The organism is Pseudarthrobacter raffinosi (assembly GCF_023913735.1).
In the GTDB taxonomy this organism is placed as follows: domain Bacteria; phylum Actinomycetota; class Actinomycetes; order Actinomycetales; family Micrococcaceae; genus Arthrobacter; species Arthrobacter raffinosi.
The window spans coordinates 17,064-40,308 of record NZ_JAMXBH010000020.1 but is presented as its reverse complement, the minus strand read 5'-3'; the positions used below and the strand labels follow the sequence as shown (position 1 = coordinate 40,308).

Annotated in this window: 24 protein-coding genes; 3 read left to right on the top strand and 21 right to left on the bottom strand. The window is 66.0% G+C overall.

Features of this window, described 5'->3' with window-relative positions:
* Positions 1 to 391 precede the first annotated feature (391 nt).
* Positions 392 to 1,006 (top strand): class I SAM-dependent methyltransferase, encoded by a 615-nt coding sequence (locus NG698_RS17200; RefSeq protein ID WP_252611214.1) that lies wholly within the window; start codon positions 392 to 394, stop codon positions 1,004 to 1,006.
* Here NG698_RS17200 and dapF read toward each other — a convergent pair.
* From dapF to NG698_RS17170, 6 genes are all read right to left on the bottom strand, one after another.
* Complete coding sequence (gene dapF / locus NG698_RS17195; RefSeq protein ID WP_252611213.1) at positions 987 to 1,931, bottom strand: diaminopimelate epimerase; 945 nt, start codon at positions 1,929 to 1,931, stop codon at positions 987 to 989. The genes NG698_RS17200 and dapF overlap by 20 nt on opposite strands.
* 9 nt (positions 1,932 to 1,940) lie before the next feature.
* A complete protein-coding gene (gene miaA / locus NG698_RS17190) occupies positions 1,941 to 2,837 on the bottom strand; it encodes a tRNA (adenosine(37)-N6)-dimethylallyltransferase MiaA (protein ID WP_252611211.1) in 897 nt (298 codons plus the stop codon).
* A gap of 3 nt (positions 2,838 to 2,840) precedes the next feature.
* On the bottom strand, positions 2,841 to 4,388 hold the full coding sequence (miaB, locus tag NG698_RS17185; protein WP_252611209.1) for a tRNA (N6-isopentenyl adenosine(37)-C2)-methylthiotransferase MiaB: 1,548 nt from the start codon (positions 4,386 to 4,388) through the stop codon (positions 2,841 to 2,843).
* Between the two features lie 77 nt (positions 4,389 to 4,465).
* A complete protein-coding gene (locus NG698_RS17180; RefSeq protein WP_252611275.1) occupies positions 4,466 to 4,969 on the bottom strand; it encodes a regulatory protein RecX in 504 nt (167 codons plus the stop codon).
* A 187-nt stretch (positions 4,970 to 5,156) separates the two neighbouring features.
* Positions 5,157 to 6,215 carry a recombinase RecA gene (gene recA / locus NG698_RS17175; protein ID WP_104063365.1) on the bottom strand — a complete coding sequence of 353 codons (1,059 nt, stop codon included), beginning with the start codon at positions 6,213 to 6,215 and terminating at the stop codon, positions 5,157 to 5,159.
* A 233-nt stretch (positions 6,216 to 6,448) separates the two neighbouring features.
* The gene (locus tag NG698_RS17170; RefSeq protein WP_252611202.1) at positions 6,449 to 6,673 is read right to left on the bottom strand and encodes a DUF3046 domain-containing protein; all 225 of its coding nucleotides are present in this window, start codon (positions 6,671 to 6,673) and stop codon (positions 6,449 to 6,451) included.
* A gap of 41 nt (positions 6,674 to 6,714) precedes the next feature.
* Between NG698_RS17170 and NG698_RS17165 the strand changes: the two genes are divergently transcribed.
* Positions 6,715 to 7,284 (top strand): MarR family winged helix-turn-helix transcriptional regulator, encoded by a 570-nt coding sequence (locus NG698_RS17165; protein WP_104063364.1) that lies wholly within the window; start codon positions 6,715 to 6,717, stop codon positions 7,282 to 7,284.
* 75 nt (positions 7,285 to 7,359) lie between these two features.
* Here NG698_RS17165 and NG698_RS17160 read toward each other — a convergent pair whose 3' ends face one another.
* From NG698_RS17160 to NG698_RS17125, 8 genes are all read right to left on the bottom strand, one after another.
* Positions 7,360 to 7,812, bottom strand: coding sequence for a helix-turn-helix domain-containing protein (locus tag NG698_RS17160; RefSeq protein ID WP_111906474.1), 453 nt, complete (start codon positions 7,810 to 7,812; stop codon positions 7,360 to 7,362).
* Between the two features lie 152 nt (positions 7,813 to 7,964).
* Positions 7,965 to 8,444, bottom strand: a complete 480-nt coding sequence (locus tag NG698_RS17155; protein ID WP_252611200.1) for a CinA family protein — start codon at positions 8,442 to 8,444, stop codon at positions 7,965 to 7,967.
* Positions 8,445 to 8,453: 9 nt separating this feature from the next.
* Positions 8,454 to 9,089, bottom strand: a complete 636-nt coding sequence (pgsA, locus tag NG698_RS17150) for a CDP-diacylglycerol--glycerol-3-phosphate 3-phosphatidyltransferase (RefSeq protein WP_252611198.1) — start codon at positions 9,087 to 9,089, stop codon at positions 8,454 to 8,456.
* Between the two features lie 9 nt (positions 9,090 to 9,098).
* On the bottom strand, positions 9,099 to 12,020 hold the full coding sequence (locus NG698_RS17145) for an FtsK/SpoIIIE family DNA translocase (protein ID WP_252611196.1): 2,922 nt from the start codon (positions 12,018 to 12,020) through the stop codon (positions 9,099 to 9,101).
* Positions 12,021 to 12,150: 130 nt separating this feature from the next.
* The gene (locus NG698_RS17140) at positions 12,151 to 13,842 is read right to left on the bottom strand and encodes a ribonuclease J (protein WP_252602113.1); all 1,692 of its coding nucleotides are present in this window, start codon (positions 13,840 to 13,842) and stop codon (positions 12,151 to 12,153) included.
* A 41-nt stretch (positions 13,843 to 13,883) separates the two neighbouring features.
* Positions 13,884 to 14,792: a 4-hydroxy-tetrahydrodipicolinate synthase gene (gene dapA, locus NG698_RS17135; protein ID WP_252602117.1), complete on the bottom strand. Its 909-nt coding sequence runs from the start codon at positions 14,790 to 14,792 to the stop codon at positions 13,884 to 13,886.
* 125 nt (positions 14,793 to 14,917) lie between these two features.
* Entirely contained in the window at positions 14,918 to 15,664 is a 747-nt protein-coding gene (locus tag NG698_RS17130) for a carbon-nitrogen hydrolase family protein (RefSeq protein ID WP_252611194.1), read from the bottom strand.
* Between the two features lie 4 nt (positions 15,665 to 15,668).
* Positions 15,669 to 15,977: a hypothetical protein gene (locus NG698_RS17125; RefSeq protein ID WP_374209890.1), complete on the bottom strand. Its 309-nt coding sequence runs from the start codon at positions 15,975 to 15,977 to the stop codon at positions 15,669 to 15,671.
* A 226-nt stretch (positions 15,978 to 16,203) separates the two neighbouring features.
* Between NG698_RS17125 and NG698_RS17120 the strand changes: the two genes are divergently transcribed.
* A complete protein-coding gene (locus tag NG698_RS17120) occupies positions 16,204 to 17,439 on the top strand; it encodes a heparan-alpha-glucosaminide N-acetyltransferase domain-containing protein (protein ID WP_252611191.1) in 1,236 nt (411 codons plus the stop codon).
* Between the two features lie 59 nt (positions 17,440 to 17,498).
* Here NG698_RS17120 and NG698_RS17115 read toward each other — a convergent pair whose 3' ends face one another.
* The 7 genes from NG698_RS17115 to NG698_RS17085 all read right to left on the bottom strand — a co-directional run bounded on the left by NG698_RS17115 (position 17,499) and on the right by NG698_RS17085 (position 23,140).
* Positions 17,499 to 17,978, bottom strand: a complete 480-nt coding sequence (locus NG698_RS17115) for a hypothetical protein (protein WP_058929479.1) — start codon at positions 17,976 to 17,978, stop codon at positions 17,499 to 17,501.
* Between the two features lie 3 nt (positions 17,979 to 17,981).
* Positions 17,982 to 18,752 (bottom strand): 4-hydroxy-tetrahydrodipicolinate reductase, encoded by a 771-nt coding sequence (gene dapB / locus NG698_RS17110; RefSeq protein WP_252611189.1) that lies wholly within the window; start codon positions 18,750 to 18,752, stop codon positions 17,982 to 17,984.
* A 94-nt stretch (positions 18,753 to 18,846) separates the two neighbouring features.
* Positions 18,847 to 19,308 carry a molybdenum cofactor biosynthesis protein MoaE gene (locus NG698_RS17105; protein ID WP_252611187.1) on the bottom strand — a complete coding sequence of 154 codons (462 nt, stop codon included), beginning with the start codon at positions 19,306 to 19,308 and terminating at the stop codon, positions 18,847 to 18,849.
* A complete protein-coding gene (locus tag NG698_RS17100; RefSeq protein WP_252611185.1) occupies positions 19,298 to 19,837 on the bottom strand; it encodes a MogA/MoaB family molybdenum cofactor biosynthesis protein in 540 nt (179 codons plus the stop codon). Before NG698_RS17100 ends, NG698_RS17105 begins: the two co-directional genes overlap by 11 nt.
* On the bottom strand, positions 19,834 to 20,328 hold the full coding sequence (gene moaC / locus NG698_RS17095) for a cyclic pyranopterin monophosphate synthase MoaC (protein ID WP_252600038.1): 495 nt from the start codon (positions 20,326 to 20,328) through the stop codon (positions 19,834 to 19,836). Before moaC ends, NG698_RS17100 begins: the two co-directional genes overlap by 4 nt.
* The gene (locus NG698_RS17090; RefSeq protein WP_308293049.1) at positions 20,316 to 21,560 is read right to left on the bottom strand and encodes a molybdopterin molybdotransferase MoeA; all 1,245 of its coding nucleotides are present in this window, start codon (positions 21,558 to 21,560) and stop codon (positions 20,316 to 20,318) included. The genes moaC and NG698_RS17090 overlap by 13 nt, the downstream gene beginning before the upstream one ends.
* A 23-nt stretch (positions 21,561 to 21,583) precedes the next feature.
* A complete protein-coding gene (locus NG698_RS17085; protein WP_252611271.1) occupies positions 21,584 to 23,140 on the bottom strand; it encodes a molybdopterin-dependent oxidoreductase in 1,557 nt (518 codons plus the stop codon).
* Positions 23,141 to 23,245 lie beyond the last annotated feature (105 nt).

Here is a 23,245-nt window from a genome sequence, read left to right as displayed (position 1 = left end):
CAGTGGTGAAGTATTCGCGCTGGGCTGACGGCTTGCAGTCATCCGGGCCTCCTGGTCTGCTGCGCGCCGGTCGGGACCGGGCCGCGCAGGGAGTCTTCGCATCCGGGGATGCGTGGAGTGGTGGAAGCGCGGGCAAAACAGCAAGGACCGGCGGCGGCAGATCGCTCGAGTATTGCCCGGCGGCATACCAGATACGGAAAACCTGGCATGTGGCGCACTTGCGGAAGGTTAATACCTGCATCGCTGCGGGGCACGGCTTCGGAACAGGCGGCGTCCGGGAGGGACACCGGCCGTGCCGGCTACTCGAAGATCAAGAACATGGGTTCAAGATTAGCAGAAGCGGTGCCCGCGGTTTCGCATTGTCCACCCCGGCCAACTAATCTGGCCAGTTATGGAGTCCGCACACTATTTCAGCGCATCGCCCGCCGGGCCGTTCACCCGCAAGCCGCTCACCGTGGAACTGGCCGGCGAGACACGCACGCTGCAGACGTCCGGCGGCATCTTCAGCCCCGACGGCATCGACAAGGGGACGGCGGTGCTCCTGGCCGAGGTCCCGGCCCCGGACCCCACAGGCAACCTCCTTGACATCGGCTGCGGCTGGGGGCCCATTGCCCTGACCCTCGCATTGCGGGCGCCACACGCCAAGGTCTACGCCGTGGACGTCAATGAACGCTGCATCACGCTGACCAACGAGAATGCGTCCCTGCTGGGCCTGGGCAACGTGCTGGCCAGCACTCCGGAGGCGGTGGACCCGGACCTGCGCTTTGACACGATCTGGTCCAATCCGCCCATCCGGATCGGCAAGGATGAACTCCACAGCCTCCTGAAGCTGTGGCTGCCCCGGCTGGCGCCGGGCGGCTCCGCGTGGCTGGTGGTCCAAAAAAACCTGGGCTCGGATTCGCTTCAGCGCTGGCTCGCGACGGAACTGGATGCATCCTTCGCCGTGAGCCGGGAGTCCACGTCCAAGTCCTTCCGCATCCTTCGGGTCAGGAAAGCGTCCCAGTAGCCACAATTACGGCGGGCCCGCTGAGCTCGACGTGCTCGTGCCCGCCCGCCCCGGCGAAGAACTTGACCCCGACCACGCCGCCCGGCACGTTGACCTGCCAGGAGTCCGGCGCTTCCGCCCCGGCCCAGTGCCGGATGGCCACTGCGGCGGCGCACGCGCCTGTTCCACAGGACTGGGTCTCGCCCACACCCCGCTCATGGACGCGCATGGTGATGGTGCCGATCCCCTTGTGGACCAGCGGTTCGGCAGGCACGACGAATTCAACGTTGGTTCCATTGGCCGGCACCGGATCGACCTTCGGAGCAGTGTAGAGCCTGGTGGCTTCCAATTCGGACAGTTCAGCCAGTGCCACCACGGTGTGCGGGTTGCCCATGCTCACTGACAGGGCCGGGCGGGGCACTTCCAGGCCGTCTGCGGTTACCAGCGAGTCCATGGCTTTCGCGGTCGCGTCGCCGGGGAAAATGAATTCCCACGCGCCCATGTCCACCGCATAGCTGTCCCCTGTCCGGACCACGGTCTTGACGCCGCCGCGCGTCCCGATGGTGAGCGCGCCGCCGTCGGGCAGGTCAACCAAGCCCTCGGCACGCAGGAAGTGCACAAATACGCGGACCCCGTTGCCGCACATTTCCGAGAGCGACCCGTCGCCGTTGCGGTAGTCCATGAACCATTCGGCCTCGGGGCTGCTCAGCAGCAGCTCGCGACCTTCGGAGAGGTACCGGGAGGGGACGGCCCGGATCAGTCCGTCGCCGCCGATCCCGCGGTGACGGTCGCAGAGCGCGGCTACCTGGCCGGCGTCGATGGTGTGGACGCCGTCTGGGTCGGCGACCAGCACAAAGTCGTTGCCGGTGCCGTGTCCCTTGGAGAAGCGGAGTCCGCCCAAGGTGTGGAAGACGGGCTCTGTGGTCTCTGCGGGAGTTGCGTCCATGGTCCTAGATTACCGGCTGAGAGCCACGGCCTGGGCCGCAAGGTCCGGCGCCTGCCAGTCCAGCCAAGTGATGCGGGGATCGGCGCGGAACCACGTGAGCTGGCGCCTGGCGAACTGCCGCGTGGCCACAATGGTGTCCTCGGCAGCCTCGCCAACTGTTGAACCGCCGGCGAGCACTTTCAGGAACTGGGCATAGCCGAGGGCCCTCGGCGCAGTTTTGCCGCCGCGGAGACCGGCCGTGTCCAGCTGGCGCACTTCCCCCAACAGCCCCTGGTCCACCATGTTGTGGACCCGCAGTGCCAGCCGTTCACGGAGGACGTCGCGGTCCACGGCCAGGCCGATCTGGACGGCAGGCTGGAAATACTCCCGCTGGGGCATAAAGGAACTGAAGGGCCGGCCGGTGAGCTCATGGACTTCGAGCGCCCTGATGATCCGGCGCGCATCGGAGACACGGCCCGCTGACACCGGATCCACCTCCCGGAGCCGTGCCAGGAGGGCATCCTGGCCAGCTTCATCGAGCTCAGCCTCGAGCCGTTGCCGGAGGACAGGATCCGTGCCCGGGAATTCGAGGACGTCGAGGGCGGCCCGCACGTAGAGACCCGAACCGCCCGCCAGAATGGCTCGCTTGCCGCGCGCGTGGATATCGCTGACAATGCTCCGGGCCTGCTGCTGGAAGTCTGAAACGCTGGCCTCCTCCGTGACGTCCAGGATGTCCAGAAGGTGGTGGGGAACACCCTTGCGCTCTGCCGGCGTGATCTTGGCGGTGCCTATGTCCATCCCGCGATAGAACTGCATGGCGTCGGCATTGATGACCTCGCCGTCCAGCTCCAGGGCAAGATTCACGGCTAGATCGGACTTACCTGACCCTGTGGGACCAACAACAGCAATAACCGGAGGCTGGACCACCGGTCAGCGGCTCCGTACCGGCAGCGTGGGCATCCCCAGCGAGACTCCGGTGCGGCCGGCGCCGCCTGCGGCAGCCGGCACGGGAGCGCCGCACGAATCTGCCTGGGACCTGTCCCAGGCGTCCCCCGCGCGGGAACGCCGCAGGCTGTAGTCCTGCAACGACGGGTCGGCCACGAGGTGGAAGGCTGCGGCCTCGGTGATGGTGACGGTGACCAGGTCCCCCGGACGCGGCACCTCTGCCCCCTCGGGAACGGAGAAGTGCACCAGTCGCTGGTCCTCGGACCGGCCGGACAGCCTGTGGGTTTCTTCGGACTTGCGCCCTGAGTGGGCGGTGACCATCACTTCTACCCGGCGGCCAAGCTGCGTGGCGTTTTCCTCGGCGGCGATCCTGTCCTGCAGTGCGGTCAGGCGTTCAAATCGCTCCTGGACCACGGCCTTAGGAAGCTGGTCCGGCAAGTCCGCCGCGGGAGTACCCGGACGCTTCGAGTACTGGAAGGTGAAAGCCGTCGCGAAGCGCGACTGCTCCACAACGTCAAGGGTGGCCTGGAAGTCTTCCTCGGTTTCGCCGGGGAAGCCGACAATGATGTCAGTGGAGATGGCGGCGTGCGGGATCTTCTCGCGGACCTTGTCCAGGATGCCCAAAAACTTGGTGGAACGGTAGGACCGTTTCATGTCCTTCAGGACTTTGTCGGACCCGGACTGCAGCGGCATGTGCAGCTGCGGCATCACGTTGGGGGTTTCGGCCATGGCGTCTATGACATCGTCGGTGAAGGCGGCGGGGTGGGGGCTGGTGAAGCGGACCCGTTCCAGGCCTTTAATTTCCCCACACGCGCGCAGGAGTTTGGAGAACGCCTGCCGGTCACCGAACTCCACACCGTAGGAGTTCACGTTCTGGCCCAGCAGGGTGACTTCGATGGCGCCGTCATCCACCAGGGCCTGGATTTCAGCCAGGATGTCGCCCGGGCGGCGGTCCTTTTCCTTCCCGCGCAGGGCCGGGACGATGCAGAACGTGCAGGTGTTGTTGCAGCCGACCGAGATGGAAACCCAGCCGGAATAGACCGAGTCACGCTTTGTGGGCAGTGTGGAGGGGAAGACGTCCAGGGATTCGAGGATCTCCAGTTGGGCTTCGTTGTTGTGCCGGGCCCGGTCCAACAGTGCCGGGAGGGCTCCGACGTTGTGGGTGCCGAAGACAGCATCCACCCAGGGAGCCTTTTTCAGGATGGTCTCGCGGTCCTTCTGGGCCAGGCAGCCTCCCACGGCGATCTGCATACCCGGGTTGGCGGCCTTGACGGGCGCTAACATGCCCAGGTTGCCGTAGAGCTTGTTGTCCGCGTTTTCCCGGACCGCGCAAGTGTTGAACACCACGACGTCGGCCTGTTCACCGCTGGCCGGTACGTAGCCCGCTTCCTCGAGCATGCCGGCCATCCGCTCCGAATCATGCACGTTCATCTGGCAGCCGAACGTGCGCACCTGATAGGTACGGGGCTGCTGGAGGGCTGGGTCGGCTGACGGGGCGGTACCGGATGCGGGGGAAGGAATGGTCAAACTCACCTGTTAAGGGTACCGGGTCGCTACGGTTGCGGGATCGCTCAGGTTGCCTTATCGGCGGGGGCACCGCTTCCCCGGGCCTACAGATCCGGCAGGGCATCCGGTGCGTCTGTTTGGGTCTCCGCATGTGCGTCGAGCACCTCGCCGACGATCCGGAACGCCTGCGACGGCTGATAGCCCTTGCGGGCAAGCATTGACGCCAGCCGCCGGGTGATCTTGTCCTGCTCGGCGCGGTCCGACAAATCCGTGCCTGCCCGGAGCTTGCGTTCCACCAGGAGCCGGGCCGACACTTCCTCGTCCGCGTCGGAAAGCTGTTCCAGTGCGGCGGCAGCGGTGTCCGCGTCAATTCCTTTGTCCGCCAGTTCGCGCCGGAGGGCCCCTTTGGCGAGCTTCCGAGACTGCGACCGGCTGCGCACCCACATGTCGGCGAACTCGGCGTCGTCAATGAGGCGGACCTCCTGGAAGCGGTCCAGGACGGCTTCCGCCAAATCCTCCGGAATGTTCCGCTCGGCCAGTTTCCTAGCCAGCTGGAGCCGGCTTTTGGCCGAACTGGTCAACTGCCGGAGCACGATGGCCCGCGCCACGGACGCTGGATCCGGTTCGGCGTCTGCGTTTGCGTCGGCGTCTCCGGTGAGGGCAGCATCCGGATCGGGTCCGTCCGGCCCGAAGCCGGGGCGTCCGCCCCGTCTCCGCTGCCGTCGCCCCGATCCGGCGTCCTGCCCGGCCGCACGCCATCCGGCGCTCTGCCCGACCGTCACGTCAGGGGCATCCCTAGAAGCCGTCAACAGCCTTCAGCTTCGGCGTGTCTTTGACATCGGCTTCGGCGGGCTTGACTACCCCGACACCAAGCTTCTCCTTGATCAGGCGCTCCAGTTCGGTCGCCAGCTCGGGGTTGTCGCGCAGGAACCGGCGGGAGTTCTCCATGCCTTGGCCGAGCTGGTCGCCGTCGTACGTGAACCACGAACCCGACTTTTTGATGATGCCGTGCTCCACGCCCATGTCGATGATGCCGCCCTCGCGGGAAATGCCCTGGCCATAGATGATGTCGAATTCGGCGATCTTGAAGGGCGGGGCCATCTTGTTCTTGACGATCTTGGCCTTGGTGCGGTTACCGACGGAGTCGGCACCTTCCTTGAGCGTCTGGATCCGACGGACGTCGATGCGGATGGACGCGTAGAACTTCAGGGCCTTACCGCCGGTGGTGGTCTCCGGGGAACCGAAGAACACGCCGATCTTTTCACGGAGCTGGTTGATGAAGATGGCGGTGGTTTTGGTCTGGCTCAGGCGGCCGGTGATCTTACGCAGCGCCTGGCTCATGAGGCGTGCCTGCAAACCCACGTGGCTGTCGCCCATGTCGCCCTCGATTTCCGCGCGCGGCACCAGGGCAGCAACGGAGTCGATGACGATGACGTCCAGCGAGCCGGAGCCGATCAGCATGTCCATGATTTCCAGGGCCTGCTCGCCTGTGTCCGGCTGCGAGACCAGGAGGGCGTCCGTATCCACGCCCAGCCTGGCGGCGTATTCGGGGTCGAGGGCGTGCTCGGCATCGATGAAGGCGGCAATGCCGCCCAGGCGCTGCGCGTTGGCAACAGCGTGCAGTGCCACGGTGGTCTTACCCGAAGATTCCGGGCCGTAGATCTCCACGACGCGGCCGCGGGGCAGGCCGCCAATTCCCAAGGCCACGTCCAACGCGATGGATCCGGTGGGGATGACCTCGATGGGGGCACGGACTTCATCGCCCAGCCGCATGACCGAGCCCTTGCCGAACTGCTTGTCAATTTGTGCCAGCGCTGCGTCGAGCGCCTTTTGACGATCCGGGGCTGCCGCCATGGTTCACACCTCTAATGCTTTCTCGCTTTGGAGTGGCCTCAGCGGCCATTTCTTGGTCATCTCTGACGCTAATGGCACCCGCTGACATTCTGGCCGGATGACATCGCCTATGTGGATAACCCACTACGAAAAGCATAGCTTTACCCGAACAGGTATTCGAACAGATCCGGCGGCGTGTCAGCGCAGAAAGGGCGCACGTGAGCCTGGGGAACGATGTCCGGTTGGTGGCGGCGTCAGTCGCGCAGGGGTTTGACGTCGCGTCCCAGGCGCCGCTCCGGCGGCACATCCTGGACATCGCAGATGGCCAGCCACACCTGCCGCGGGTTCATTCCGGCCGCGAGGGCCTGGTCGGCGGTTCGCCCGCCGGCCCCGGCCAGGACCAGGGTGCTGCTCAAGACCCGGGAGTAGCCAGCCCCGAATTCGTCGTCCATAAGCCGCCAATAGTCACTGATCCGCACCAATAGAGTCTCTCACGGTCCCGGACCCTAGAATTGTTGCTATGAGCAACACTGCCGACGGCCCTCCTGCGACAGGCCTTCCCGAAACCGGCCTTCCGGCAACGTCCCCTGCGGGGACAGGTACCGACAAGGACACCGTCGATGAGGCCCTGAACACCGTGGAACACCAAATCAGTCTCTTTTGGCGGCGCGCCCGGTCGGTGTCCCATCAGCTCTCGCGGCAGGTGCACCCGGACATGGAACCGGCAGCCTACGGCCTGCTTTCGGTCATCCGGCGCGAGGGACCCATCCGGTTGACAGACCTTGCCCTGAACATCGGAGTGGGCAAGCCATCCGTCAGCCGCCAGATCGCTTTCCTGGAAAGCATCGGGCTGGTGTTCAAGGAAGCTGACCCCCTGGACGGAAGGGCGCAGTCGATCCGCCTCACCGAAAAGGGCGAGGAAAAAATGCATCAGGTCCAGGATGCGCGCCGCCAGGATTTCCGTGAGCGGCTCGGTGAGTGGCCGGTCGGGGAACTGCAGACCCTCGCCGAATACATGGCAAAGCTCAACTCCCTCTTTGAACTCGACGGTTTCGCGAAGGACCCGTCCGCCGGCGACACGGCAAAATAGCCACCACACGCAACAAAGCCTCCGGCCCATGGCCGGAGGCTTTGCTGTACTTCCTGTCTGGCTCCTGCGGACGGCTTACCGTGCGCCGGAAAGCAGGCCCTTGGAAAGTTCGTTGTTGAGTTCAGCGCTCAAATCGCGATCAAGGTCGCGGCCGTAGCGCTGTGAGAATTCCTGGGGAACGGTGTCCGGAACGGCAACGCCCTCGGCGACGGCGACACGGTCGCTGACTTCCCTGAGCATGCTGGACAGCGGCACGTCCAGGGCTGAGCAGATTGACGAGAGGAGCTCTGATGAAGCTTCCTTCTGGCCGCGCTCTACTTCGCTGAGGTAGCCCAAGGAAACACGGGCACTGTGCGAAACTTCACGGAGCGTGCGTCCCTGGCGCTGGCGTACATCGCGCAGGACATCACCGATTTCGTGACGAAGTACAACCATCTTGCGCTCCTTCTGTTCGCTCTTGGCCTGATCGGCGAGGCCCACATCCTTCCAGCGGACAACGCCGTTTATGGATACGGGCTGCTTTACCATCTGTATCGCCTTGCTCCCTCATGAGTTCGGTCCGCCGTGGAGCGAACCGTGGTGGTTTATTCATCCTAGGCGCCTCCGCTCTCCGGAAGCGACACAATGTAATAACTAATGGACACCGGGATTTGTTCCCGGCAACTTTACGCCCGGTAGCTTCAGGAAGATAGGGCCGCGATCAGGCTTTCCAGCGCAGCGCCACAAGCCTGTCCGCGGATCTCTGCGCGGTTCCCGGTGAAGGCGTATTCGACATATGACGCACCGTCCGCTGTGGCAACCCCGATGAACACCGTTCCCACCGCTTTCCCGTCGTGTTCCTCCGGGCCGGCTACTCCTGTGGTGGCAACGCCGATATCTGCATGCAGCGCAGTCCTGGCCCCGGCCGCCATGGCCGCTGCGACAGCACCGTCAACTGATCCGGCGGCGGCCAGCAGCTCTGCCGGAACGCCCAGGACGTCCACTTTGACGGAGTTCTGGTAGGCCACCACGCCGCCTTGGAGAATGCCTGAGGCTCCGGCTGTGTCGGCGAGAACGGCGCTGACCATTCCCGCAGTGAGCGACTCCGCGGTCGCTACGGTGCGGCCCATTTCCAAGGCATTTTTGACTGCCTGTTCCGCCAGGTGGTGAAGGTTGGTCACATCGGCTCCCTAGTTGCCAGTTGTAGTTTTTCCGGCCCGCTTGCCCTGTGACCGGATGCGCAGGGCTTCAATGACGTATTCGACGCCGGTCCATACCGTGATCAGCACGGCCACCATCATGACGGCGAAAGCCACCCAGACAAGCCACGGCGCCAGCGCGCCGAGCGGCAGGAGGTACAGGAAGATCGCGGCTGTCTGAACGACCGTCTTGAGCTTGCCTCCGCGCGAGGCCGGGATGACACCGTACCGGATGACAAAGAACCGAAGGGCGGTGATGCCCCATTCCCTGACGAGGATGACGATGGTGACCCACCACGGCAGTTCATTCAGGATGGAGAGCATCACCAGGGCTGAGCCGATGAGGAGCTTGTCGGCGATGGGGTCTGCAATTTTGCCGAAATTGGTGACGAGGCCGCGGCTCCTGGCGATGTCGCCGTCAAGCTTGTCGGTGTAGATGGCGACGGCGAACGCCACCACCGCGGCCCAGCGCCACGGCCCTGACTCGCTGTCCAGCCCGGGGGCGTCGGCGAGGAGGAACCAGACGAAGAACGGCACCAGGGCGATGCGCAGCATGGTCAGGATGTTGGGAAGATTCCAGATTCCTGGGCTGCTGGAGCCGGCGGCAGTTGCTTCGGTGCTAGTCACACTCCTAGGCTACCGTCCGGTGAGTGACCAAGCGTCTTCGGAACCGTCCTCGTCGTCGCCCGAGGTGCCGTCGGCGCCGTCGAAGTACTCAACCTTCTGGCTGCGCTGGTCCAGGTCCGCCTGCACGAGGTCCTCCGCATAACCGCCCTGGGCAATGTTCGCGTTGGCGTTGTCGCTGAGCGCTGCCGTCTGTGAATCAGCAACGGCCAGGGCGTCCTGGCCCTTCATGGCTGCCAGCACCGATGCGAGGTCGTCCGGCTTCACCAGGACGTCGCGTGCCTTGGACCCTTCGGAGGGGCCAACCACTCCCCTGGACTCCAGGAGGTCCATTAGCCGTCCGGCCTTGGCGAAGCCCACCCGGAGCTTGCGCTGGAGCATCGACGTCGAACCGAACTGTGTGGTGACAACCAGTTCGGTGGCCGAAAGCAACACTTCCAGGTCGTCCCCGATGTCGTCGTCGATCTGCTTCTTTGGCGCCTCGGGGGCGACATCGTGGCGGTAGTCGACCTTGAGCTGGCCCTTGACGTGTTCCACCACCTTGTGGATTTCAGACTCCGTGACCCAGGCGCCCTGGACACGCATGGCCTTGGAGGCACCCATCGGCAGGAACAGCGCATCGCCCTGGCCGATGAGTTTTTCGGCACCGGGCTGGTCAAGGACCACGCGGGAGTCCGTGACGGAGGACGTGGCGAAGGCCATCCGCGAAGGCACGTTGGCCTTGATCAGGCCGGTGACGACGTCCACGGAGGGCCGCTGGGTGGCCAGGACCAGGTGGATGCCGGCGGCACGGGCCAGCTGGGTGATGCGGACGATGGAGTCTTCGACGTCGCGCGGTGCCACCATCATCAGGTCGGCGAGCTCGTCAACAATCACCAGCAGGTACGGGTAGGGCCGGATGACGCGCTTGGAATCAACGGGCGGCTGGACCTTGCCGGCGCGGACTGCCTTGTTGAAGTCATCGATGTGCTTGAACCCATAGTTGGCGAGGTCGTCGTAACGGGCGTCCATCTCACGGACCACCCACTGCAGGGCCTCGGCAGCCTTCTTCGGGTTGGTAATGATGGGCGTGATGAGGTGCGGGACGCCTTCGTAGGCGGTCAGTTCCACACGCTTGGGGTCCACCATGACCATGCGGACCTCATCCGGGGTTGCCCGCATAAGGATCGACGTGATCATGGAGTTCACGAACGAGGACTTACCGGCGCCAGTGGCACCTGCGACGAGCAGGTGGGGCATTTTGGCGAGGTTCGCCACAACATAGCCGCCTTCGACGTCCTTGCCAACGCCCATCACCATCGGGTGGTCGGTCCGCCGCGCGTTCTGGCTGCGCAGCACGTCACCGAGGGAAACGGTCTCGCGGTCCGTGTTGGGGATCTCGATGCCGATGGCGGACTTGCCCGGGATGGGGCTGAGGATCCGGACATCGCTGGAAGCCACGGCGTAGGAGATGTTCTTGGACAGGGCGGTGACGCGCTCCACCTTGGTGCCCGGGGAGAGCTCGATCTCGTACCGGGTGACGGTGGGGCCGCGGCTGAAGCCGGTGACCTGTGCCTCCACGTTGAACTGGTTAAGGGTCTCGGTCAGCGAAGCCACAATGGCGTCGTTGGCTTCGGTGCGCTCCTTGGGGATGGAGCCCGGGGTCAGAACGTCCGACGGCGGCAGGGTGTAGGTGACGTCGCCCGCCAGTGAGAGTTGCTCGGTCCGCTGCGGAATGGGAGCCGGAAGGGGCATGGGCGTGACGGGCTTGGCAGGCACCTGGGCAACGGCAGCGGGTGCAGCGTTGAGTGAGCCGGCGGCCACCATCCCGGGTGTGACCAGCGGGATGGCCTCGGTGGCGTTGTCCTCTGCCGGAGCCCTCCCTGCAGTGCCGAGGCCCTGGGCCGCTTTGATTTTTTCGACGGCGATTTCCGCCTGGGTGGGGCGGCGCACGCCGGGAGCGGGGCGCGGTCCGCGGCCCGACTTTGCGTCGGTCTCGTCGTCGTCGATGACGGCGTGCTCAAAGGCTTCGTCGCCCACGTAGCCTTCCAGCCCGGCGTCGGACTCGTCGTCCTTGCCGAAGAAACGCCGCTTCTTCTTCCGCGGCGCCGGGGTTGCCTTCGATTCCTCGAGGTAGCTGCGGTCGTGGCTGTCCCCGCCGTCGCCAGGTTCCTGCAGGTCCAGGCCCATCAGATGCTCATAGGCACCCCGCAGGCGGCGTGGAATGGCCCCGAAGGGGGTGGCGGTAATGATGAGCAGCGAGATGAAGGCCAGCAGGCCGTAGATCACCACGGGCACTGCCGCGTGGATGGCCCCGAGGGGTGAGGCGGCCAGGAAGCCGAGCATACCGCCGGCCTGCCGGAGGCCGTCGAAGCCTTCGGCAACGGTGGGCTGCCCTCCCACTACGTGGGCAAGGCCGCAGCCCGCAAACGTCATGATGAGGAAACCGATCCCCACCCGGTTGTTTCCGCGGCCGTCGTCGGGCTGCCGGAAGAGCCGGAAGGCACACACAAAAAGCATCAGCGGCAATAGCAGTGACATCCAGCCGAAGGTGCCGTTGACCACGCCGTAGACGGCGTCGGGGAACCAGCCGGTCATTCCCCACCACGCGAAGGTGGCGATGAAGACGCCCAGGGCAAGGTTGAACAGGGCCGCGCCGTCGCGGCGCTCCTCCGCCGGCAGGTCGCTGACGTCGGAGCCGATCCTGCGGACACCGCCGCCGACCAGATGGCCCACGGCCAGCCAGGCGCCGCCGACAATACGCAGGAGCCAGGGCTGCCGCTGTTCGACGGCGGGAAGCTGGCGCGTGCGTGTGGTGCCGGCCGAAGAGCCAGCCCGGCCGCCGGTGCGGCTGGACGCTGTGGCGCCTGCACCGCGGCCCGCCGGGCTGCCGGTTTTGGCGCTGGATTTGCCGCCAGCGGTGCCTCGGGGCGCGGGAGTGGTACGAGTGGCCATACGTGCCACGGTACCGGAACTGGCGCGGTTTTCCGCGGATTTCCGGCTGTTCCCGGCCTCATGTTGCGGATGGGAAAGGCCCGGTTCTACAAGAACCGGGCCTTTGCCATTCCGCTTGCCTTCGGGGCTATTACGCCTCGAGGACCACCGGGATGATCATGGGCTTGCGGCGCAGCTTGCGGTTGACCCAGGTGCCGACAACTCGGCGGACAACCTGCTGGAGCTGGTGGGTGGTGTGGTCCGTGCGGTTGAGCACGGCTTCTTCCAGGGCGGCGTTGATCTTGGGGATGATCTCGTCGAAGACTGAATCGTCCTCGGCCACGCCGCGGGCGTGGATCTCGGGTCCGGAGACCACCTTGCCGGTGGTGCGGTTGATGACGGTGATGATGGAGATGAAGCCTTCATCGCCAAGTGTCTGGCGGTCTTTGAGATCCGCTTCCGTGACTTCGCCGACGCTGGAGCCGTCCACGTAGACAAAGCCCACTTCAACCTGGCCCACCACGTCTGCGCGGTGGTCCTTGAGGTCGATCACGGTGCCGTTGTCGGCAAGGATGACGCTGGCGGTGGGGACGCCGGACTCGATGGCGATCTTGCCGTTGGCGATCAGGTGGCGGGTCTCGCCATGCACGGGCATGGCGTTGAGCGGCTCAAGGATGTTGTAGCAGTAGAGCAGCTCGCCAGCGGCTGCGTGTCCGGAGACGTGCACCTTGGCGTTGCCCTTGTGGATGACGTCCGCGCCGAGCTTGAGCAGGCCGTTGATGATGCGGAAGACGGCGTTTTCGTTGCCCGGGATGAGGCTGGAGGCCAGAATGACGGTGTCGCCGTCGCCCACCACCACGCGGTGGTCACCGGCGGCCATGCGGGAAAGCGCGGCCATCGGTTCGCCCTGGGAACCCGTGGACATCAGCACCACGCGGTTGTCCGGCATGTTGTCGATGTTCTTGATGTCCACGAGGAGGCCGTCAGGAACGTCCAGGTAGCCGAGCTTGGCGGCGATGGCCATGTTGCGGACCATGGAGCGGCCCACGAAGGCCACCTTGCGGTTGTGCTTGGCGGCGGCGTCGAGCACCTGCTGGACGCGGTGGACGTGCGAGGAGAAGGACGCCACGATGATGCGCTTGGTGGCCTGGCCGAACAGCCGTTCCAGCGTGGGTCCGATTTCCTTCTCGGCGGTGGTGAAGCCTGGCACATCCGCGTTGGTGGAGTCGGACATAAAGAGGTCAACGCCCTCTTCACCCAGCTTGGCGAAGTGCCGGAGGTCGGTGATCCGGCCGTCCAGGGGCAGCTGGTCCATCTTGAAGTCGCCCGTGTGCAGGACAGTGCCGCCGGCCGTGCGGATGAACACAGCCAAAGCATCGGGGATCGAGTGGTTGACCGCGACAAACTCGCACTCGAAGGGGCCAAACTTTTCGACCTGGCCCTCTTCAACGGTCATCGTGTACGGACGGATCCGGTGTTCCTGCAGCTTGGCCTCGATGAGCGCCAGCGTCAGCTGTGAGCCCACCAGGGGGATGTCGGCGCGCAGCCGCAGGAGGTATGGAACGGCGCCGATGTGGTCCTCGTGGCCGTGGGTAAGGACAACGGCCACGATGTCGTCGACACGGTTCTCGATGTAAGAGAAATCGGGCAGGATCAGGTCAACGCCGGGCTGCGTCTCCTCCGGGAAGAGGACACCACAGTCCACGATGAGCAGTTTGCCATCAATTTCGAACACGGCCATGTTGCGGCCGATCTCCCCCAGTCCGCCCAGCGGAACGATCCGGAGGGTGCCTTGCGGCAGGCGTGGAGGCGTGACAAGGCCGGGAAGGGCGGTTTGGGTCATAGTGCACTACTTTCCAGGCGGAAGGGTGCTGGTCTTAGCCCTCAGGGAAAGACCAGCCCCGCTTCCGCCAAATCCTCGCGGATGGTTACGATCTCGGCTTCGTCCGGCTCCACGAGGGGCAAACGGACAATCGAGTTGGGCAGGACTCCCTGCCATTTAAGAATTTGTTTGGCTGCAACGGCTCCCTGGACGCGGGTCATCGTTGCCCTCACAACGGGCAGCAGCTCGAAGTTGATCTTACGCGCGGTTTCGAAGTCGTTCGCATTGATGGCGTCGATCAGCTCGCGGAAGCGGCGCGTTGCGACGTGGGTTGTCACACCCACGAGCCCGACGGCGCCAAGGGACATCCACGGAAGGGTCAATCCGTCGTCGCCGGAGTAGAAGTACAGGTCCGTCTCTGCCATCACGCGGCTGGCTGCCATGAAATCGGCTTTGGCATCCTTGACGGCGACGATGTTCGGGTGCTGCGCCAAGCGGATCATGGTTTCGGGCTCGATCGCGATGGAGGAGCGGCCCGGAATGTCATAGAGCATAACGGGCACATCGGTTGCGGAGGCGACGGTCTCGAAGTGTGCCCGGACCCCGGCCTGGCTGGGCTTGTTGTAGTACGGCGTGACGAGCAGCAGGCCGTCGACGCCGAGCGCTGCCGCCTGCTGGGAGAGGCGCACCGAATGTGCGGTGTCGTTCGTCCCGGTGCCGGCGATGATGGCGGCGCGGTCTCCGACAGCCTCCTTGACAGCGCGGAACATGCCAAGGTTTTCTTCATCCGAGAGGGTGGACGTTTCGCCGGTGGTCCCGGTGACGACCAGGCCGTCGCAGCCATCGTCCACAAGCTTGGTGGCCAGTTCGGCCGCCTGCTTGTAGTCCACGGCGCCATCCTTGGTGAAGGGCGTGACCATAGCGGTCAGGAGCGTACCAAGGGCAGGAGCGGTGGCGGATTTGTGAGGCATGGAAAAAACGTTACCCTGTCGGCGGCTGGTTAGGACAATGGGGACGGCGTGATCCGCGTCAACTAGCGGGCCGCGATGCCCTAGGGAATGGGGTCAGCACGCACCGCAGATCGCCCCCCGCAGGGTCAGCGGAATTTCCGCAAGGCACTCCGTTGCAGGATGGCGGTGACTATTTCGGTGCCTGTTCCGGCAGCCTTTTTCATTTCGAAGCCATCCGGTCCCCAGAACCCGCTGAGGCCGCAGGTGGGGCCCAGCGCCGTGTGTCCGCCAAGGTTCGCCAAGATGGCGAACATCCTGTTGTCCATGGCCCTGGCTCCGAGATGCAGGCCAAGCCGCCGTTCTTCCGCCTGCGTGTACAGGGCCGAAACGGCATAGATATCCGCGCCGGCCTGGGCTGCCCCGGTGGAGTGGTCCGGAATCGCGGCGTCAAAACAGATGGCCAGCGCGATCTTCCAGCCATCCAGCTCGATCACGACGGCACCGTCGCCCGCGGCAAAGGCCTCCCGCTCCGGGCCGTGGAGGTGGGTTTTGAACCCGAGTCCAGTGGTGCCGTCGGGGTGGATCACGAGACTGGCGAGCCGCGGCGTGCCGTCAGGTTCCCGATAGGCAGCACCTGCCACGGCGGTGATCCCCGTCCGGCGGCAGATTTCGTGGAGATCGGCCAGGCGCGGGTCATCGCGTTGAAGCCACGAGTCGTCAACAGCCAGTAGCGCCAGGTTGTACCCCGTCAACGACAGCTCAGGAAACACCACCAGCCGGGCACCGTGGGATTCGGCGTCCTCGACCAGCCGGACGTGTTCTTGCACGTTCGGGATAATCCCGCCTTCCAGCGCCTGGTACTGCACGGCAGAGACGGTCAGGGCATCAATCACCCCTCTATCCTAGGGATGCGCGCCTGGCCGAGGGAACTACGCCATCCTGCGGCTTCCCTGGCTGGCAGTAACGGTCCACCGCAGCCTCCCGCAGCCCCTCAGCCCAGGCCGCGAGCCGCTGGGCCGCCCGGACGTAGTGGAACAGTTCCGTGGGCGTCAAGGCGTCGAGGTCAGTTTCGTCCAACCTGCGGGCCAGCTCTGCACCCGCCGGCTGGGCGGTGAGTGTGACGCCTTCGTCCTGCCACTGGATGTCCACAGGGGGCCGACCTGCCACGAGCTGGCGGAAGAGGAAGTCCACCACTCCCGGGCTCATCGCTTTCATCAGTCCAACAGGCTGTGCCGAGCCGGGGTACTGGCCGTCCCGAGCGGGGCGCACGGATCCGCCGGCGGTTGGGGATTCCGGGAAGGGTCGCGGCTGGGATGGGGTTTGCATGGTCTCCATATTATTCGAACATATATTCGAATACAAGGTCTACAAGACCGTGTTTCCGGCTGGCTCTTGGCTGCTGCCATAAAGGTTGGTGTGAGAACATCGCCTCATGACGTCCCGTGCCCCGGCAAGACCCTCGCGGGTGCCTCGAACCTCACAGGCCGTGGGCCGCCTCCGCGGTATTGACGCAGCCAGGGGGCTGGCGCTCCTTGGCATGATGGCCACACATCTGCTCCCAACCTTCGAGGCAAACGCCGACCTCACTCCCACGTGGATCGGCCTGACCTTCTCCGGCCGCGCGGCAGCCCTCTTCGCCGTGTTGGCGGGCGTGGGCCTGGCGCTGTCCACCGGAAAACAGGTACCTCCGGAAGGTGTTGCCCTGAACGCAGCACGCCGCGGCATCGCACTGCGCGCCCTGGTGATTGCCGCCGTCGGGCTCTCATTGGGCGGGCTGGAAGTGAACCTTGCGATCATCCTGGTCCACTACGCCCTGCTTTTCCTGTGCATCCTGCCGTTCCTGGGCCTGAAGCTGAAGGCACTGTGCGTCTGGGCCGTCGGCTGGATCGTGGTTTCCCCGGTCCTCGCATATCTCCTCCGCCCCTGGCTTATGGCAGCCAATCCGCCCCTGAATCTGGGGCACAACCCGTCCTGGGAAGACCTCTCGACCCCGTTCCCTCTGCTGGGAGACCTGTTCCTGACCGGTTACTACCCGGTGTTCCAGTGGCTGTCGTACCTGCTGGTGGGCCTGGTCATTGGCCGGCTGGCCCTCACCAAGGCGATGGTTCCTGTCCTGCTGCTCGCCGGCGGGACTGCGGTGGCCGCACTGGCCAAGGCTTTGGGCACCGCCGCAATGGAGACCTGGGGCGGCCGGGCCGCGCTGGAGGCAGTCCTGAACGCCCCCGGATACCCGCTGGACAGTGTCCTCCAGGTCAACCTCACGGGAATCCGGCAGGAAGGATCGTGGTGGTGGCTGGCGGCCGCGGCACCGCATTCGGCCACCACGCTGGATCTGCTTCACACCTGCGGCGTGGCGGCCGCCGTTGTGGGTGCGTTCCTCCTGCTCGGCAGTCTGGCTGACTGGCTGGACCTGGACCTGTTGCTGCCGCTGCGCGGCGCGGGGGCAATGACGCTCACGCTCTACTCAGCGCATGTGTGGGTGGTTTCGGCGTTCTACCTGAAGCCGCTGCCCCCCGGCTGGACCGAGGCGGGGATGTACTGGGCACATGCCGCGACGGCCATCGCCGTGGGCATCGTGTTTGTCCTCCTGAAATGGCGGGGGCCACTGGAACTGGTGGGCCATGCCGCCAACCAACTGGGGCGCGGCGGACGAGCGGGCCTGCGCTAGCCCGCGCTAGCCCGGTTACAGCTAACCCGCCGCAGAGAGTAGTCGCGGAGAGCAGGCTCCTACGCCGGAACCTGGCCGCGGAACAGCTTCACGGCGTCGCGCATGGAGGCGCGGGCGCGCTTGCGGTCCCCGGCAGCGTCATAGGCGCAGCTGAGCCGGAACCACGAACGCCAGTCACCGGGCGCCGCCTCCGCCTCGGCCTTGTACTTTTCGAATTCCAGGTCCGCGGCCGAGCGGACGATCCGGCCGGCGGGTGTGCGCGGCAGTTCGTCTACCGGGAGCCCGCCTTCGGCCTCCAGGACCTTGGCCATCTGTTCCGTGCGCGCGCCGAACAGCAGTTCACGGATCATAGCCCAGGCGCCGATGGCCGGGAGGACCAGGTAGGCAGCCCCGATGGCCTTGGCGGCGGGGTTGCTGTCCAGCAGCAGGAGCACGGAGCGCTGGAAGGACACCACCAGGTAGAAGACCAGCAGGAGCGTTACGGCACCCACCCAGATCTTGGTGCGGTTCTTCCGGAACGCGGCCAGGAACTCGCCCACGGCCTAGAGCCCCAGGTCCAGGTAGCCGTCCAGGCCCACCGTCAGTCCCGGATGCGCGGCGACGTTGCGCACGCCAAGCAGCACTCCGGGCATAAAAGAAGCACGGTCGAAGGAGTCGTGGCGGAAGGTCAGCTGCTCCCCCGGACCTCCGAGGAGCACCTCCTGGTGGGCCACCAGCCCGCGCAGCCGGACGCTGTGAACGCGGACTCCCTCAACCTCGCAACCCCGCGCGCCCGCGAGTTCACTGGTGGTCGCATCAGGACTGGGCGGAACGTCCGCAGCCTTGCGCTCGGCAGCAATGAGCTGGGCGGTGCGGACAGCGGTCCCGGATGGCGCGTCAACCTTTTCCGGGTGGTGCAGTTCGATGATTTCCACGGACTCAAAATACTTAGACGCCTTGGCGGCAAAGGCCGAGGCCAGCACGGAGCCTAGGGCAAAGTTGGGGGCGATCAGCACTCCGGTTTCCGGGTGCTCCGCGAGCAGTGCTTCCAGGGCGGCGAGCCGCGTGGAATCCCAGCCGGTGGTCCCCACGACGGCGTGCATGCCATGCTCGACGGCGTAGCGCACGTTCGCTTCCGTGCTCTCGGGGACGGTGAGGTCCACTACGATGTCGGCACCCGAAGTGGCCAGCTGGTCCAGCGAGTCGCCGCGTCCCAGGGCGGCTACGAGCATCAGGTCGGAGGCAGCTTCAACGGCCTTTACGGCTTCGGCGCCCATGCGCCCGTTGGCGCCCAGGACAGCCACGCGGGTGGGCGCGGAGAATTGTTCGGTCATGCCGTTAACCCTACCGTCGGGCCGGGTGCGGGATTGAACCGGAGGCTGTGCGTTACCTCGCAACCGCTGGAAGGCGGAGGGAAGCCCGTACGGCTCAGCTGCCCGCGCCGACCCACTCCACCGTGCCGTCGGCGAAGAACTGCTCCTTCCAGATGGGAACCTGCTCCTTGATGCGGTCCACCAGTTCGGAACACACGGCAAAAGCCTGTCCGCGGTGCGCAGCCGAGACCGCACAAACCAGCGCCGGATCACCGATGTTGAGCATCCCGATGCGGTGGGCAGCCCAGATCCGCACGGGCTGCGTGGCGGCCCCGTCGCCGGCATGTTCGGCGGCCAGCCGCGCGACGACGTCGGCCATTACCTGGTGAGCCGTGGGGTGCGCACTGTAACTGAGCCGCTCCACTGCCTTGCCGCCGTCGTGATTCCTCACCACGCCGCTGAAGCTGACCACGGCCCCTGCGGTGTCAGACTCCACCGCGGCGATGGCCTGGTCCACGGAAATGGGTTCTGGGCTCAGTACCGCGTGCACCACTTCGAAAACCGATTCAGTGCCCATGGCCGCCCTCCAGTTGGTCGCACAGGTGCCCGATCAACGGGTCCAGCACCGACAGGCCGTCCATAACGCCCTTGGGTGAGCCGGGCAGGTTAATGATGAACGTCTGCCCGGCAGCTCCCGCATGGCCGCGGCTGAGGGCCGCCAGCGGCGTTTTGGTTGCGCCTTCGCGCCGGATGGCCTCCATGATGCCCGGGATTTCACGGTCCAGAAGGGGCAGGGTGACGTCGGGTGTGCGGTCGTCCGGGCTGAGCCCTGTACCGCCGCTGGTGATCACGACGGCGGGATGCTGGGTGAGGAGGGCCCGGATCGCCGCACCGACGGGCGCGCCGTCCGGCACCACCATGGCGGGGTACGCCTCGAAGCCGTGCTCGGTGAGCCAGTCGATGATGACGGGCCCGGTTTCGTCCTCATAGATGCCTGCGGCAGCCCGGGTGGACGCAATGACAACCCCGGCCTTCCGGCCCTGCACCTCGCCGTGAGTGTGCGGCTCTGTGTTTGGCTCAGCCGGGTAAGTGCTCTCGGTGCTCATAGTGTCCAGTCCCCGCTCTTGCCGCCGCTTTTCGCCAGCACTTTGATGTCGGTCAGCACGGCGTGCTTGTCGACGGCCTTGATCATGTCGTACACGCTGAGGGCAGCCACGGAGGCCGCCGTCAGCGCTTCCATCTCAACCCCGGTGACCCCGCGGGTCTTGACCGTGGCCAGAATCTCCACGGAATCGGTTCCGAGCTCGAAGTCCACAGTGACTTTCGAGAGCGGCAAAGGATGGCAGAGCGGGATGAGTTCGGGGGTCTTTTTTGCCGCCATGATGCCGGCAACCCGCGCCACGGCCAGGGCATCACCCTTGGGCAGGCCGCCGGATCCGAGCAGGCCCAGCACTTCGTCAGTGGTGCGGACGGTGGCAGTGGCGGTGGCTTCCCGCGTGGTTTCGGATTTGCCTGACACGTCCACCATCTGGGCGCTTCCGTCCTGGCGCAGGTGGGTCAGCGCGGACGGGCTATGTTCTGGATTCACAGCATCCATACTTCCACCTCGTCACCTTCGGCGAGCGCCGAGACCCCAACGGGTACGTGCACCAGCGCGTTGGAGCCGGCGAGGGCATGCATGAGGTGGGAGCTTTCGCCCCCTTCCAGGCGGACGGCTCCGTCCCCCTGAAGGGTTCCGCGCCGGACCTGGTGCTTGTGTTCAGGCGACGAAAGGCTGTGGCCCAGCCGTGCGCGGACCGGAATCCGCGGTGCCGGCGATCCAAACAGTTCAGCCAGCACAGGCCGCAGGAACATTTCGAAGGAAACCAGGCAGCTAACAGGGTTTCCCGGGAATCCGAGGAAAGGCAACCCGTCGAACGTCCCGATGCCCTGCGGGCCGCCGGGCTGCATGGCCACATGCAGGAACTCGGTGGCCTGGCCCTCCATGGCCTGGCGGACCACTTCGTAGGCTCCTTTGCTGACGCCGCCCGTGGTAACGATCAGGTCCACCGTGCCGGCGTGGCTGCGCAGGAGTGCCCGGAATTCGTCAGGGTGGTCCGAGGCAATGGCCGTGCGCACCACGGCCAGGCCCGCTTGCCGCATGGCGCTTTCGAGGAGGGTTCCGTTGGAATCGTAGATCTTGCCGGCCGGCAGGGGCTGGCCGGGTTCCACCACTTCGTCGCCCGTGGTGGCCAGCAGGACGGTCACCGGCCTGTGCACAGTAACTTCGGCGATCCCCAGGGCCGCCAGCAGCCCCAGCTGCGCCGGGCCAAGGAAGGTACCCGAGGCCAGCGCCCGCTCCCCCTCCGCAATATCGCTGCCGGCCGACCGCACGAAGGTGCCGGCCGCCGTCGCCGGCAGCCACACAGTGGTTGTTTCCCCCGGGGCGGGGAACCGGTCCGGAACGGCACGTTCCACGGGCACGACGGCGTCAGCACCGGCGGGAATCATGGCTCCCGTCATGATGGGGGCGGCAGTGCCGCGGTCCAGGGCCGCCGGCACGGCACCTGCCGGAACGGGGACACCCACAGGCAGCTCCGCACCGCCGTCGGGCACGTCCAGGCTGTTGACGGCAAAGCCGTCCATTTGGGAGTTGGCGAACGGCGGAAGGTTCAGGGCGGCCATCACGTCCTGGGCCAGGCCCTTGCCCAGCGCGTCGCGAAGTGCCAGCGTTTCCGTCCGTTCCTGGGCCAGCAGGGGCGCCAGCAGTTCGGTGACGGCGGCGCGGTGCAGGGCGACGGACCGTGCCTGGTGGTGCATGTGGCCGCGCTGGTGCGGAGGGCTGTGCATGGTCTTGCCTTCGGTCCGGGCGGTCATGGATTCACGTCAACTCTAATGGTGTGGAAGCCTGTGGCACCGTCGGGAGCAACCGGCCGGCGGTCCTCCACCTGCGGCTCGCCGTTGAGGTCTGTGGCGCGGACCTGGACCTCGTACTGGCCCGGAGCCAGGTCGATGCCCAGCTGCCACTGGTACCAGGTGTCCAGCGAAATCCCGGGCGCGAGGCGGGCCGCCTGCCACGGACCGCGGTTGACCCGGAGCTCCACTTTGCCGACCCCGGTGTGCTGGGCCCAGGCCACGCCGCCAAACATGACCGTTCCAGCACCCACCCGCCGGCCGGTGCGCGGAACGTCGATCCGCGAGGACGTTTTGATGGGGCCGCGGTCGGACCAGCCGCGCGGCGTCCAATAGCCGACGTCGTCCGCGAACCTGGTGAGACGGAGTTCCGTGAGCCATTTGGTCGCGGAAACGTAGCCGTAGAGGCCCGGCACGATCAACCGGACCGGGAAGCCGTGTTCCAGCGGCAACGGTTCGCCGTTCATCCCCACCGCAAGCAGGGCGTCCCGCTGATCAGTGAGGACCTCCAGCGGTGTGCCCGCCGTCCAGCCGTCGGAGCTCCGGGACAGCACCATGTCGGCGCCGGACTGCGGCCGGGCAAGGGCCAGGAGTTCCCGCACCGGCCAGCCGAGCCAGCGGGCATTGCCGATCAGGTCCCCGCCCACTTCGTTGGAGACGCAGGCGATGGTCACATGACGTTCGATCAGCGGCTTGGCCAGCAGATCGGCCAGGTTCAGCTCAATCTCCTGTTCCACCATCCCCGTGACGCGGAGTACCCAAGATTCAGGGTCGAGGGACGGGACGATCAGGGCGGTGTCAATCCGGTAGAAGTCCCGGTTCGGTGTAACCAGCGGCTGCATCCCGTCCAGGCCGACCTCGGCGCCGGCCGGGATGGCGGGCGCTCCGGAGACTGCGGCAGGCAGTTGCAGCATCTCGCGGGCAGTACTGATGCCGGAGGCTGCACCTCGCCAGACCGCGGCCACAACCCCGCCAACGGCGGTGGCCCCCGCGCTCGCAGCCAAGACCTGCAGGAACGTGCGCCGCCCGGCGGCTGCTGCTGTCCCCGCGGGAACTTGCGCCGTCGCGGCGTTTGTCCCGGCTGCTGTCCCCGCTGCACCTGTTCCAGCTGCGCCGGCCGGGTGCCCTTCGTGGAGCCGCCGGATCAGCCATCCCAGCTGCAGGGCACCGGACAGGGCTGCGGCCAGTGCCACTACAGCCGCGGCCGGGGTCATCTGGGCACGCGTGAGGACCGCACTGAGCCCGACGAGCCCAAAAACAGCAATCACCGCCCCACCGGCAAACCGCCTGCGCTGCTCCAGGATCCCTGCCAATGCCCCGACGGCCGCGATAACCAGCAGCATCCCGCCCACGAACACCGCTTTGTCGGCGGTGCCGAAAAGCGAGATGGCCCAGTCCTTCACACCCGGCGGAACAGCGTCGATCACGGCTCCGCCGACTGCCGTCAAGGGCGAGAGGGACGGACTGAACAGACCTGCCAGCAGCTCCCCTATTACGACGGCGGCGCCGGCGGCCACGGCTCCCGACGCGGCGGCCCAGCGACGGCTGCCTCGAGCGGCACCGTCGGTTCCCGAGCGCCCTGGAGAGGTGGCGCCGTCGTCGGCCGTTTCCTGCAGGGGCTG

Coding starts and splice junctions, on each gene's coding strand:
- NG698_RS17200 (WP_252611214.1), top strand. CDS start 392: ATGGAGTCCGCACACTATTTCAGCGCATCGCCCGCCGGGCCGTTCACC.
- dapF (WP_252611213.1), bottom strand. CDS start 1,931: ATGGACGCAACTCCCGCAGAGACCACAGAGCCCGTCTTCCACACCTTG.
- recA (WP_104063365.1), bottom strand. CDS start 6,215: ATGGCGGCAGCCCCGGATCGTCAAAAGGCGCTCGACGCAGCGCTGGCA.
- NG698_RS17165 (WP_104063364.1), top strand. CDS start 6,715: ATGAGCAACACTGCCGACGGCCCTCCTGCGACAGGCCTTCCCGAAACC.
- NG698_RS17160 (WP_111906474.1), bottom strand. CDS start 7,812: ATGGTAAAGCAGCCCGTATCCATAAACGGCGTTGTCCGCTGGAAGGAT.
- NG698_RS17145 (WP_252611196.1), bottom strand. CDS start 12,020: ATGGCCACTCGTACCACTCCCGCGCCCCGAGGCACCGCTGGCGGCAAA.
- NG698_RS17140 (WP_252602113.1), bottom strand. CDS start 13,842: ATGACCCAAACCGCCCTTCCCGGCCTTGTCACGCCTCCACGCCTGCCG.
- dapA (WP_252602117.1), bottom strand. CDS start 14,792: ATGCCTCACAAATCCGCCACCGCTCCTGCCCTTGGTACGCTCCTGACC.
- NG698_RS17125 (WP_374209890.1), bottom strand. CDS start 15,977: ATGAGCCCGGGAGTGGTGGACTTCCTCTTCCGCCAGCTCGTGGCAGGT.
- NG698_RS17120 (WP_252611191.1), top strand. CDS start 16,204: ATGACGTCCCGTGCCCCGGCAAGACCCTCGCGGGTGCCTCGAACCTCA.
- dapB (WP_252611189.1), bottom strand. CDS start 18,752: ATGACCGAACAATTCTCCGCGCCCACCCGCGTGGCTGTCCTGGGCGCC.
- NG698_RS17105 (WP_252611187.1), bottom strand. CDS start 19,308: ATGGGCACTGAATCGGTTTTCGAAGTGGTGCACGCGGTACTGAGCCCA.
- NG698_RS17100 (WP_252611185.1), bottom strand. CDS start 19,837: ATGAGCACCGAGAGCACTTACCCGGCTGAGCCAAACACAGAGCCGCAC.
- moaC (WP_252600038.1), bottom strand. CDS start 20,328: ATGGATGCTGTGAATCCAGAACATAGCCCGTCCGCGCTGACCCACCTG.
- NG698_RS17090 (WP_308293049.1), bottom strand. CDS start 21,560: ATGCACAGCCCTCCGCACCAGCGCGGCCACATGCACCACCAGGCACGG.